Here is an 11934-nt window from a genome sequence, read left to right as displayed (position 1 = left end):
CGGCCCGACACATATTGTAGCCACGGGTTTCAACCCGTGGATGATTGGCCAAAACGCGACAAGAGTGCCATCGGCACGGCCCATATTTTGATGTAAATCCAGGTATTTTTAATTTCTTCAACCGATATATACGCGTTACCCATATGGATCGAACCTACGCTCTTCATCGTTTTCTTCGTTTTTTCCACGGGTTAAAACCCGTGGCTACAAGATTGGCCGAGGCTACGCCTCTAATTCGTGTTGAACAAGCCCCCGATGTGTCAACAAAATATATCTTTAGAAGCTAATCAGTACCTCGTCTGCGTTACCCACACAAAACGTCATAGAACCCTTTAATTTTAATCATTAAAAAATATCTTTGCAGGCATATCATTGTGCCCATGGTAAAAAAAATCCTTCCTGGTTTATTGTTTAGTATTCTTTGGGCAACCGGTTCAGTGGCTGTAAAATTCGGAATTCGTTCTGCAGACTCCTTGATCCTGGCCAGTATCCGCTTTATCGCCACTGGTTTTATATTCGGACCCTTCTTTGGTTTGGTAAGAAAAGAACGTTTCTGGCCATTAAAAAGCGAATGGAAAAGTATCGTGATCTATGGCTTTTTATGTACTACTTTAACATTAGGCTCATTTTTTGCCGCACAGCGATATGCATCGGCAGGTATCAGCATGTTGTTTATAGCAGTCGCCCCTTTATTAATAGCCTTATTTTCGTCGATAATTATAAAAAGGAAACTCACTAAGTTCGAAATTATTGGGATGCTGATTGCGTTTACCGGTTTGGTGCTTGCATCAGCAGCGGCACTGCCCAATGCCAGTATAAAGCCCCTGGGCATCATATTGTTGCTTATTTACATTTTTGCCTATGCAGCAAGTAGTGTTTATTTCTCAACACTAAATATTACTTTACCTAATGTGTCATTCAATATCTGGCAGGTATTTGTTGGTGGTATAATCCTGTTGCCGTTTTGCCCGCTATTTAGGCAGCAGCACGTTCATCACGTTGATACTAACTTGTTTTTATGCCTCTTTTGGCTCATCGTGGTGCTCTCATTTATAGCCAACCAATTATGGCTATACCTGGTTGGACAAGATGCCGTAACCGCCGGGACCTGGCTTTACCTTACACCTGTGTTTGGCTATGGTTTTGGTTACCTTTTACTTGGCGAGCAAATTTCCATTTATGCCATTGCCGGGACCGTTTTGGTGGTAACCGGGCTTGTGGTATCTAAAAAGAAAATAAAAAACATCGAGCCGTTATAAAGACCTTTATTAAATTGAATACCAATGTTCCGGGCTTTTAGCTTTGTGCATTCCGCTTTAAGCTTTTACTATTAATTGGCTACGCTATGATGATTTTCGGCGAGCAATTGTATTACTTTATTTTGAAACCGCTTAATCAGGTTCGACTGAAAATTCCCCGGCTCTGGTTTGGCGCAGTGCTTATCAGCGGCTATGGCCAATAAAATGCCATGGTCGTTAAGTTTTTGCTGCCTGGTTTTTTCGTTCCACCGGCGCGATGTTATTTTCATAAAGCTATCGTCGAGCAAGTCACCCGTTTTGTTATTAAGTAAAAATTCGACTAGTTTTTTTAACCAGCTCTTTTTTAACGGCTTAGCGGTAGATACCCGCATAATATGATTAGGCAGATATTTGCGCGTCCAGGCGTTGGCCGCAAAAAAATCGGCAAACGTGGCATCGCCCTGGATAGGTATCAGTGTAACTACTTCGGTAGCGGTATAAATATTTTTCTCGGCAATTTCAAGCGCCTGTTCATCTACATAATAGTTCATGCAAAAGCAATGTTGCTTATTTACCAGGAAAGTAAGCTTCTTAAAAAAATGCATCAGCGTACGCGCTATCCAAAGGCGGTTTGGCGCAGTGATTATAAAAAGATCAATATCAGATTGCTCGTCGGCATAATTTTTAGACAAAGAGCCCGAAATTGCTATCCCCCTGACATATGGAAACCTGATAAGCAGGTTACCAACCTTGCGGGCAATTTTTACCATTTCAATGGCCTTTTGATTGCCCTTATTACGGCGCTGCGCCAGGTACTGATCGTTTTTTAAACAGTAAAACTTATCAAAACGGTACACCATCCGGGTTTCTATCAGGCAGGCCATGGCATCTTCAAATGTCTTGCGCTCAAATTTTACCGGCAAAAACAAACATATCTCTTCGCGGGTGAGCGGATAGTTAAATACATCAAAGTAGGCCAGTGTAGTTAATATGTTCTTTTTAATTTCTGACACGGTATTGATGCTTGGTTGATTAAAAACGGACCTGATCTGCATATCTATAGTATTAAGTAGTAAGTTCTGAGTCTTGAGTTCTGAGTCTGATCCCGACGGTGCCGGGCTTGTAACTTAAAACTTTCGGCTAAAAACTATCCGCCATTTCATAGGCGGCTCAACATTAGTATGACGTAAGCGTTAAACTGTTGGTTGCCACATCATCTGAATATTGGGGGCTTTTATTTTTGACCATGGCTGCCGGCTTATCTTCGTCGTTGAAAAACAGCAGGAAAGCAAAAAATAAGCTGTAAAACATAACTCCCTTATCGGCATCCAACACGTTTTCTGACAACGAAACAATGGCAATCAGCAGCATAAAGCTGATAAATACCACGTCTTTTTTTTGGATAGCGGTTTTAAAGCCGTAGGCCAGCGTTAGCAGGTAAACAAGCAACCCCCAGGCGCCCGATTTTACTAGGAAGCTGAAATACTGGTTGTGGGAATTTAAATTGGCTAAAAAAGAGCTGTACATTTTAGCCTTGAAAAATTCATCGTGCAGCAACGCTTGTTCGGCCCCCGAACCATGCCCAATTAAAGGTTTCTGGTTGATAAGTTTGGCCACAACATGCCAGCGGGCAAGGCGCGGATCGATATTTTCGCCTGGTTTGAATGCCGAAAGATCGTCCGTTAAAGTTGTCAGATAGCGTTCTTTGAATGAAGGCACGTTTACAACCAACGCAAAGGCCAATCCTGATAGGACAATCCCGACTGATATAAACTTCAGCCTGTTTTTACCCTTAAGCAGACAATAAGGCAGTACAAGGTTAATGATGATAAACAATACCGCCAATATTGATTTTGAGCTTAACTGGATCATTCCGCATAGTAATATGCCGCAACAAATACTATAAATTAATTTTAAGGGCCATGATAGCTGTGTAAACAATAAGGTTAACAGGTATGCCAGCGCGACTACCAGTTGAAGAGAAAAAAAGGTGGCATGTATATTAAGCGGCTCCGAAAAATTATGATTGGTAAATGCCGGCGACAAAATGGTTTTAAGCGGCAAATGATAATATTTAATGGTAACAACAGCATCAATATACAGGTAAATGACGGTTGCCGTACACACAAGGGCAAAGGCCAATAAAAAATTAGCCCGGTATTTTTTCAGGTCGAGGCCGTTTAATAAAAATATTGCCGGGAAAACCAGGACCGGTAAACGCAATCCCCATTCGTTAAAGGCCTCGGCATGGTAAAAAGAGTAAACGGTTGCCATCATCGTCACAAAAAATACAGATTGCAGTATTATGGTCTTTAATGTAAAAACAGCCCTCAGTTTTGCTTTTTGCAAATGAATAAGTGTATGCGCTATAAAACTGATGAGTATAATATGGCTGTAAAACCTATCAAATGGCAGGCTTGCCATCAGCAGCATGACATGATAATAACTTACCTTATTGGCGTTGTTATCATTTATCAGCAATAATTGCTTCATAGTTTTTATGTTTATAGCTTTCGATGATAAACCTCTCGTACTGGTCAATTACCCGCTCCCAATTAAACTGGTACTGGATTTTATGAAGGTTATTCATTACCATATTTTTTTCGGGAGCTTTACGCTGCACGTTCTCTACCAGGTGGGTTACTTCAGTCGCGTTTGAAAAGTAAAAAGCATCCGTATTTAATACCGACTTATTAAACGGGTTATTATGCGCCGCTATCAGGGCCTCGCTGGCCATGGCCTCTAACAGGGATGGATTAGTACCGCCAACACTATGCCCGTGAAAATACAAGTAAGAGTTATTTTGGAGTGAGCGTACCTTAGGCGTATCAAAAATGGCGCCTTTGAATTGAATGCGCTCATCGTTGGCAAATTTATTGGTGATGAATTTGCCAAAACGATTGCTGGTATCGCCCAAAACTTTAAACTTTTTGCCCGAATTGCTCCTGTTAAAACCTTCCAGGATGGCTTCGATGTTATTTTCGGGTTCCATGCGCGCCATCAGCAAAAAATAATCTTCTTTAAGCGCTTCGTTCCCATCATATTGCTCGCGTTCAAACTCGGTAAAAACATCTGCCCCGTAGGGGATATATTCACTGTTGATGTGATACTTATCCTTCAGATATCCTTTTATAACTTTTGAATCGGCAACATAGTAGTCACTGTATTTAACCGCCAGTTTTTCGGCATATTTTAAAAATTTTTGTACGGGTTTCGAGTATTTGGTCCGCTTCCACTCCATGCCGTCCATATTGGTAATAATGGTGCTGTTTTTAGGGTAAAGCTGCCCCCAAACCGAACTGCTGGTATAGCCCATAAGCATTACCACATCAAAATTTCGTTTACGGGCATCTAACAGGCAGTTCATATCATAAACAAACTGCCCGGCGGTGCCAACCAGGTATTCAGGATCATAACAATGCCTTATTTCGACACCGTTCCAGCTATCCTGCTGGTAAGGGTGGTTATGTGAGTTATAAACCGTTACCGAGTGGCCGCGCTTTACCAGGCCGGCCGATACATATTCTGAAATATGCTCAAAGCCGCCGTAGTAATTCGGTACGCCCCTAATCCCTAATATGGCTATGCGTAGTTTCATGTTATAATATAGATTGGTATGCTTTTAAAGTTTGAGTAGCAGCCTGTTTCCAGGTGTATTTTTGTAATATCTTATTGCGTAAATGCTCGTTAACCGGCGCGTTCGCCGCTTTTTCAATGGCTGTTAATATGCTTTGCGGTGATGCCGGGTCGCAATAAAATGCATCGTCGGCAAAATATTCCCTTACATCGCCTTTGTCGCTTATTACTATGCTGCAGCCCATGAGGGCAGCTTCTATCGAGCTAAGGCCGGTGGTTTCAAACCAACTGGGCAAAACATGTACTTTGGCGCCTGCATAATATTTTACCAGTTCATATTGCGGCATTTGCTCAATAAAAGTGATGTTATCAGCCGCTGTTTTACGGCATTCGTGGTAGTAAGCAGCCTGGTTGGGGGCATGGGTGCCAATAAGTAACAACCGGTAAGGCGTGTTATTTAATGCCTTTATCAGGTTCAGCTGATTTTTAATACCTTCAATTCTCGCCGCACAAATCACCAGCTTGTCATCCTTTATTACCGAGGCATCGTATTTAAACAAATGCTGATCTGTGCCGTTGGGCACCACCATGTGCTTTACCTCGCCGGGATAATTGTGTACTACCCGGTGATATTCTGACCTGGAATTGGGCAATATCATAGCTGCCCTGCTCAAAATATCCGTTATGCTTTTGCGTTGCCCTTTCCAGGTATAAGCCAGGCTGGCCAGCTTATCGCGGCCAAGCAGATAGCGGGCAATGGTTTTAACATATTCCACGCCATCTGCCGGCAAATATTTAAATAGCCTGCCCAAACCTTTGCGGTATTGCTGATCGTACTCGGTGTAGTTGCACAGTATGGTCGATATTACAAAAGGCTTTTCGGCTCTATAGCTATGGTACAAAATATCGGCAGGGCGGCAGAGGTTAAAAAAATGCAGCAAATCGTAATTGTTGTAGTTGATCGGCTCGTTGGCCAGTTTTATTTCGGCGGTAATACCCATAAAAGTAAGATGACGTGCAGTTTGCACGGCTTGCACGGTATCGCCGCCGGGTACGGTATACAAAGTTGACCGGGTAATAAATGCCACTTTCATATTGCAACCCCTCCTGATATAAATTTATGCAGCCAGTTAATTACGCGCTCCGGAAGGTAACTGACTGTGTACAACAGGTAATTATCCAGCCGTAAAGGCGATATGCTGATAGCCCTGGCCATATGAGCGCGGGCTCTTTGCGGTTGAAAATTATTAACCAGCAGTTTTTTACCGCAAAGCGCGTAATAGGAGCCTTGCTTTATCCTGGCCGAATATTGTTTACCACCCATTGCTGCCAGTAAACTGCCTTCATCTTTTGTTATAGCGCGGTTTTTAAGCGTGGCATACTTAATGTCCCTGAATTTACGGGGCCTCCATTTTTCGTCGATAGTTATTGATTCGGGGTTCAGCCTTACTTTAATCAGGGGCAGGGCAAGGTTGCAGGCTTTTTGATCCTTAAGGATGTTAACCCATAAAAAATGGTCTTCAAAGGTGTAAGCATGCTCGTTATAACCGCCCTTGCTAATCACCAGGTCTTTCTTATAAAAAACACTGGAGTGGATAAAGGGGCAAACTGAATAATTAAGCTGCCGGATCTGTGCGTAATCAAAAGCAGGGGGCTTATGGGTAAACAAAAAATTTCCCTCCATATCAATATAATCAGCAGCAGATCCAATTACGCTGTATTCGGGGTTGGCTGTCATGAAATCATATTGCAGCTGCAGCCGCTCGGGGTAGCAAATATCATCGGCATCAAAGCGTGCTACGTATGGGGCGCGGGCATATTTTAACCCGGTATTAAGGGCGATGGCAACACCTTTGTTATCCTGGTAAATTGCTACAATGCGCGGGTCATCAAAAGAACTGATAACATCAACAGTATTATCTGTAGAGCCATCATTTACTATAAGTAACTCAAAATCGGTAAAAGTTTGCTCCAATACCGATGCTATGGCATCAGCAATATATTTACCTGCATTGTAGGCAGGCATCAGCACCGTTATTTTAGGGATATTAAAATTCATTTGCCAACGGTTTAGGGGTTTGTGTTTCTTTAATGTTGAGCAGCAGCAATAGTTCAAAAAACACGATAACCGAAAGCTGCTCAAACCAGTACTCGATAAAAAATGCCGCCAGCATTAACAGCAAAAGGGGCAGGCCGTAGGTTAAAACTTTATAGTGCCTGGCAAAAAAGCCAAGGTAGTAAACGGCAAATAGGAGTAAACCAATAAGCCCGTACTCGGCCAGCAACTGGTCGTAAACAGAAAACGGGCTATTGGTTAACGAATGGAAGCCAGCCCTTTTGCTGAAATAATTGAGGTACAGATCAAGGTGATTGACCATAAAATCATGGCTGATATAGATGAATTTATGCGGATAACCGCCGGCAAAACCCAACCCGGTAGCCCTGAATGCCAACTTAGACGAAAAATTGCCCATACCGGCACCAGTAATTGCCCTGTTAATATGGTGGTGAAAAAAGCTGGCCGTTTGCAAAAAACCGATCAATTTCCCCGGCCTATCCATGCTGGGAACAACAATTTCCTGCCCGGCAACAGGTAATACGGCTTTATGACTGTCAATAAACTGCACCAGCTGTTGTTGTTCAGGAGGGGTTTGAATACTGCTTTGATAGGGCGCCGAGTGAATATCGGGCCCTTTGATGGCTATCCTGCCGCCTTCGGTTTCGTAAGGCTCATCCTGCGCTTTTATAACCACCGGCTTTTGCGGATGGCTTGCCTCATAAACACTATCTCTGAAAATAATGGCCAGCTTTTGTCGCCGCTCATCAAAGCTTAATACACTATCCGGCTTTGCGGTTACAGGTAAATTTGCCCACACAGATGGTTTGGGGGCGCTTGGATCTTTATGAAGCAGGATTGCAATGGCGTTGGTTGTATATTGGTTATTTTGAGGCGAGATTTTGGCCATAAAAATGCCTAAAAAAACCAGGCAAATTACAATGAGGCTTTTTTGATAACGATCTGTTTTGAAAGCAAACAACAGTATAAAGATGAGCAGGGTAATGATATTGATGAAATTGCTGCCGGTAAGCAATAACGTGGCCATGCAGACAAATAGCATGAGGGCGTTTTTACGGGTCAGAAAGTAAATTACCCCAAAGGCACTTAGTACAGCGTTGGTTGTCGATGTATCAAAAGTTACGCCTTTGATATAGTCGCCCGTATTTAAGAAATACTTTTGCAGCTGGCCCTGGTAGGTATAAGGGTTAATGACATGTGTTTCTAAAAATATAGCGGCCAGGTTACCTGCCGAGAATAATGCATTGATAATAAAAAACACCAGGATGGTTTGATGTATCACAGCTGGTTGGTTTTGCTCAACAGCCAGCTTTACCTGGTGAATGGCCAGGATGCATAAAATCCAAAAGCCTATTCCGGTAAGTAACATTACCGTATAATTAAGGTCGGTATAATTTTTGCCGATAAACCAGTTAATAACCGCTATGGCAATTACCAGCGGATAAAATAGGGGCAGCCGTGAGTTTTTGAAGCTAAAGCCAAATTTGAAATTAAACTGGATCAGCGTGAACAGGAGGATAACCGGGATTTTGATACCGATTTTTACATTTAAAAACAAAAGCAAAAAGGCAAGTAGCTTCCAATCCACCTTTTTCTTTAATTTATCGATGTAAAAAACTGTTTTGTTAACCAACATTATCCTGGGGCATTTAAAGTCATTACGACCCAAAAACCGGATTGGTTGCCTGTGTAAAACAGGAATATGTTTTATTTTACCAGTTTAACAGCCGGGTTAGGCCCTCTTTGTCGGTCCGCTTTAATTGCATCGTGATTAGTAACGATAAGCCATAAAATATTACCGAAATCCCCCCGGCCAGCCATGGATTTTGAAACAGCATTTTGGCAGCAAAGCCGCTAAAAAGGGCGCTGGCCGTACAAATGATTAGTGTATAAAAAGAGCCTTTAAGCCCCGCGTTGTCATTGGCAAGATAGAAAATAGCCTGCACCAGGCAGGCCAATAAAAACGCCAGGGCAGCGCCTTCATTTTTGTAAAAAGGGATTAATACCAGGTCGGCAGCTACGTTTACGCCAAAAGTGACCAGGAATGATTGAAAGATCATTTTTAGCCTGTTTTGCGCAAAAAAAATAGTCCACAAAAAGTTATTTAAATACATGAAGGGTAAACAGAGCGATAGGATAAATATGGTGGTTGTATTAACCGCGCCATACCTGCCATGGGTTATGTTGTCAATTACCGGGTTCCAACACATGTTTAAAACCAAAGCAGTAAATCCGGCTATAATAAGTTCTATCCTGATGAGTAATTTAAAATCGGCATGCTGATGGTCACCCGTTTTAAATAATTTGGTAAAACGGGGAAGAATTAAGGGGGCGATAGCTAACAGGGGGAGGGTAGAAATCTCAAATATTTTGTAAGCGAAACTGTATTCGGCCAAACTAACTGCCGATACCATAAACCCGATAAACAACCAATCAAACCGGGCCAGGGCCGAAGTAATTAATACAACGCCAACCTGCGGAAGCGATTCGCGCAGCAACGAAAAGTAGGCTGCCTTTTTCCAAACCGGGAGCACCGGCAGCCCCACGTAACGCCTGAAAAGATAAAAGGATACCATTAATTCAAGCACATCGCCGCCGATAAATACCCAAATGATGGCGCCGATATTTACCTGGTGTAAAAAAGCCAAAATAAGCAGGCTGATGCCCCTTGCCATATTGGATATCACCAGCATATATGCCAGTAATTTAAAGCGCTCCAGGCCGCTTGAAACCTGTTTTAACGGCACAGAAAGGAAGATCATGAGCTTGCCCAGGCCTATCAATAATATCAGCCGGTATAGCTCATTATCGTGGATAAAAAACGCCCGGCCAAATAACAGGATACCATAAAACAGCCCCCCGGTAAATAATACATGGAAAGCATAAAGCGACATAACGGTTTGGGCATCATCGCCATGCGCTACTTTTTTGATAATTACCTGGTCGATACCAAAAGAAAGAATGTTGAATGCAGATAGCAATACCGCTAAGGCAAGGTTAACCTGGCCGAAGCTGTTTTTATCAAGATTTACGGATAATACGTAAAAGATAAGCACCCCAAACAGCTGGTTGATGACAAGTTGCAGTGTATTTGCCGAGAGATCAATTACCAGCTTTTTTTTCATGAACAATGCTGCGGTTTATTCAACACGTGCATGGGCATTAAGCTTATATGCTATAGCGGGTACATCATGCCGGTATACTGGTTTATGCCTTATGCTTTGTGTGGCCTTGCTAAGGTAATAATATTTTAACCATGTGTTTTTAAAAGCCATCCGCGAGATGATGAAGCCTTCTTTGCCATCTAACAAGCCCAATAAAAACAGGTAGGTCTTCACAAAATGAAATACTGGTGCCAAATACTGTTTCACCAGGCCTGATTTTTTCCCAGCTTTCAGGTACTTTATTGCGCTTAATTGTGAGTAGTGTATTGTCTTCTTTTCGTATTCGGCCCGGTCTTTTACAGAATAATGGTGCAAGTTGCCTTCAATTTTTTTTACGGTAACATTTTGCGGCAACAGTAATATTTCGTGTACCGGGGTTTCGGTCCACTTAACATATCGCTTGTTGAACAGGCGGATATGATGATCGCGCCCCCAGTTACCAAAGCGGATAAGCTTGCTGCCGAAATAGGTTTTAAAGGCTATATCGTAAACTGTTTTATCATCACCGGGAGCCGTCGCCTTTATCGAGTTGATCAGGGCCTGGTCGGGTATTTCATCGCCATCTACGCTTAGTATCCAGTTATATCGCGCCAGCTGAATGCCTTTATTTTTGTTGGCGCCGTAGCCAATCCATGCCTTTTGATATACCTTGCAGCCATATGCTGTAGCTATAGTTACGGTTTGGTCGGTACTGTTATTGTCTATCACAATGATATCGTTGCTGATCTGTTTCAGCAGCGGGATACTTTTAACAAGTGTACCGGCCTCGTTTTTGGTAATGATAACAACAGAGATTGGGTTCATGCTATAGTAATGTTAGTAGGTGTTCGCGGCTTTAATAAAACAAGAAGCAACGAGCATCTATTAATTATATCGTTGCGTTAGGCCAAAGGGTTGCCCGCGTACAGAAAACTTATTTTGCAAAGCGTGTGTTAGCACATTTAAGCATAAATTTGATACAAATACATTTACCACATGAAAACAGCAATAAGAGCGATTGTTACGGGTGCGACCGGGATGGTAGGCGAAGGGCTTATGCACCAATGTTTACAGGATCCTGATGTTGAGCAGGTTTTGGTGATCAATCGTAAAGCTTCAGGGGTATCGCATCCTAAATTAAAGGAGATTATTCATGCCGATTTTTTTGATCTTTCGCCCATCAGGGATCAGCTTACTGGTTATAACGCGTGCTTTTTTTGCCTTGGCGTTACATCGGTTGGTAAAAAAGCCGATGAATACTACAGGCTTACCTATACACTCACCATCCATATGGCCCAAATATTGGTAAAACAGAATTCCGAAATGACCTTTTGCTATGTATCCGGCGCAGGCACCGATAGTAATGAAAAAGGCAACGGCTGGGCCGCGGTAAAAGGCAAAACAGAAAACGACCTGATGAAACTGCCCTTTAAACAAGTGTACGCCTTTAGGCCCGGTTTTATAAAACCGATAAAGGGTTTAAAAAATGCCCACAGTTTTTACAAGTATATCAATTGGCTGTTCCCGGTTGGCCGTACGCTTTACCTGGCCGGCTTTTGCACTTTGCTGGAATTGGCCACCGCTATGATCAGGGTAGTTAAGCATCCATATCCCAAAAAAGTGGTGGAAGGAAAGGATATTATAGCATTGGCGAAATAACCAACCCGGTTATATTATTGAGCAAGGGCAGGGCAAACGCATTAAAATGATTCACTAATTGGCGATTAAATAAACACCTGATAGTCAGATATTTATGTTGTTTTTGTGATTGTATTTATGTATATTTATCTGACAATCAGATGGATACAAAAAATAAGACAAGTACTATTTTCGCTTATTTTAGCGAAATGCAAGACTTCCGCATTGACAGAAAAAAGCAACATCTACTAACAGATATCAT

At 42.3% G+C, this 11934-nt stretch carries 11 protein-coding genes; 2 read left to right on the top strand and 9 right to left on the bottom strand.

Features of this window, described 5'->3' with window-relative positions:
* Positions 1-29: 29 nt before the first annotated feature.
* Positions 30-188 carry a hypothetical protein gene (locus AC1DXF_RS15235; protein WP_477449580.1) on the bottom strand — a complete coding sequence of 53 codons (159 nt, stop codon included), beginning with the start codon at positions 186-188 and terminating at the stop codon, positions 30-32.
* Positions 189-380: 192 nt separating this feature from the next.
* Between AC1DXF_RS15235 and AC1DXF_RS15230 the strand changes: the two genes are divergently transcribed.
* Positions 381-1259, top strand: coding sequence for a DMT family transporter (locus AC1DXF_RS15230; RefSeq protein WP_477449579.1), 879 nt, complete (start codon positions 381-383; stop codon positions 1257-1259).
* A 71-nt stretch (positions 1260-1330) separates the two neighbouring features.
* On the opposite strand, the gene AC1DXF_RS15225 is transcribed toward AC1DXF_RS15230, so the two are convergent.
* The 8 genes from AC1DXF_RS15225 to AC1DXF_RS15190 form a co-directional block, all read right to left on the bottom strand.
* A complete protein-coding gene (locus AC1DXF_RS15225) occupies positions 1331-2293 on the bottom strand; it encodes a nucleotidyltransferase domain-containing protein (RefSeq protein ID WP_477449578.1) in 963 nt (320 codons plus the stop codon).
* Positions 2294-2414: 121 nt separating this feature from the next.
* Positions 2415-3731, bottom strand: coding sequence for an O-antigen ligase family protein (locus AC1DXF_RS15220; protein ID WP_477449577.1), 1317 nt, complete (start codon positions 3729-3731; stop codon positions 2415-2417).
* Positions 3706-4836, bottom strand: a complete 1131-nt coding sequence (locus AC1DXF_RS15215) for a DUF1972 domain-containing protein (protein WP_477449576.1) — start codon at positions 4834-4836, stop codon at positions 3706-3708. The genes AC1DXF_RS15220 and AC1DXF_RS15215 overlap by 26 nt, the downstream gene beginning before the upstream one ends.
* A gap of 1 nt (position 4837) precedes the next feature.
* Positions 4838-5908: a glycosyltransferase family 4 protein gene (locus tag AC1DXF_RS15210; protein ID WP_477449575.1), complete on the bottom strand. Its 1071-nt coding sequence runs from the start codon at positions 5906-5908 to the stop codon at positions 4838-4840.
* Positions 5905-6873, bottom strand: coding sequence for a glycosyltransferase family 2 protein (locus tag AC1DXF_RS15205; protein WP_477449574.1), 969 nt, complete (start codon positions 6871-6873; stop codon positions 5905-5907). The genes AC1DXF_RS15210 and AC1DXF_RS15205 overlap by 4 nt, the downstream gene beginning before the upstream one ends.
* Positions 6863-8527 (bottom strand): hypothetical protein, encoded by a 1665-nt coding sequence (locus tag AC1DXF_RS15200; RefSeq protein ID WP_477449573.1) that lies wholly within the window; start codon positions 8525-8527, stop codon positions 6863-6865. Before AC1DXF_RS15200 ends, AC1DXF_RS15205 begins: the two co-directional genes overlap by 11 nt.
* A gap of 76 nt (positions 8528-8603) precedes the next feature.
* Positions 8604-10016, bottom strand: a complete 1413-nt coding sequence (locus tag AC1DXF_RS15195; RefSeq protein WP_477449572.1) for an oligosaccharide flippase family protein — start codon at positions 10014-10016, stop codon at positions 8604-8606.
* 15 nt (positions 10017-10031) lie between these two features.
* The gene (locus tag AC1DXF_RS15190) at positions 10032-10859 is read right to left on the bottom strand and encodes a glycosyltransferase family 2 protein (protein ID WP_477449571.1); all 828 of its coding nucleotides are present in this window, start codon (positions 10857-10859) and stop codon (positions 10032-10034) included.
* 171 nt (positions 10860-11030) lie between these two features.
* On the opposite strand from AC1DXF_RS15190, the gene AC1DXF_RS15185 reads away from it, so the two are divergent.
* A complete protein-coding gene (locus AC1DXF_RS15185) occupies positions 11031-11693 on the top strand; it encodes an NAD-dependent epimerase/dehydratase family protein (protein WP_477449570.1) in 663 nt (220 codons plus the stop codon).
* The last annotated feature ends 241 nt before the right edge of the window (positions 11694-11934 follow it).

The sequence above is a fragment of the Mucilaginibacter sp. P2_A5 genome, assembly GCF_056404995.1.
The sequence above is the reverse complement of the archived record's forward strand: the minus strand, read 5'-3'. Positions and strand labels throughout refer to the sequence as shown.

Coding starts and splice junctions, on each gene's coding strand:
- AC1DXF_RS15215 (WP_477449576.1), bottom strand. CDS start 4,836: ATGAAACTACGCATAGCCATATTAGGGATTAGGGGCGTACCGAATTAC.
- AC1DXF_RS15205 (WP_477449574.1), bottom strand. CDS start 6,873: ATGAATTTTAATATCCCTAAAATAACGGTGCTGATGCCTGCCTACAAT.
- AC1DXF_RS15185 (WP_477449570.1), top strand. CDS start 11,031: ATGAAAACAGCAATAAGAGCGATTGTTACGGGTGCGACCGGGATGGTA.
- AC1DXF_RS15190 (WP_477449571.1), bottom strand. CDS start 10,859: ATGAACCCAATCTCTGTTGTTATCATTACCAAAAACGAGGCCGGTACA.
- AC1DXF_RS15195 (WP_477449572.1), bottom strand. CDS start 10,016: ATGAAAAAAAAGCTGGTAATTGATCTCTCGGCAAATACACTGCAACTT.
- AC1DXF_RS15230 (WP_477449579.1), top strand. CDS start 381: ATGGTAAAAAAAATCCTTCCTGGTTTATTGTTTAGTATTCTTTGGGCA.
- AC1DXF_RS15200 (WP_477449573.1), bottom strand. CDS start 8,527: ATGTTGGTTAACAAAACAGTTTTTTACATCGATAAATTAAAGAAAAAG.
- AC1DXF_RS15225 (WP_477449578.1), bottom strand. CDS start 2,293: ATGCAGATCAGGTCCGTTTTTAATCAACCAAGCATCAATACCGTGTCA.
- AC1DXF_RS15210 (WP_477449575.1), bottom strand. CDS start 5,908: ATGAAAGTGGCATTTATTACCCGGTCAACTTTGTATACCGTACCCGGC.
- AC1DXF_RS15220 (WP_477449577.1), bottom strand. CDS start 3,731: ATGAAGCAATTATTGCTGATAAATGATAACAACGCCAATAAGGTAAGT.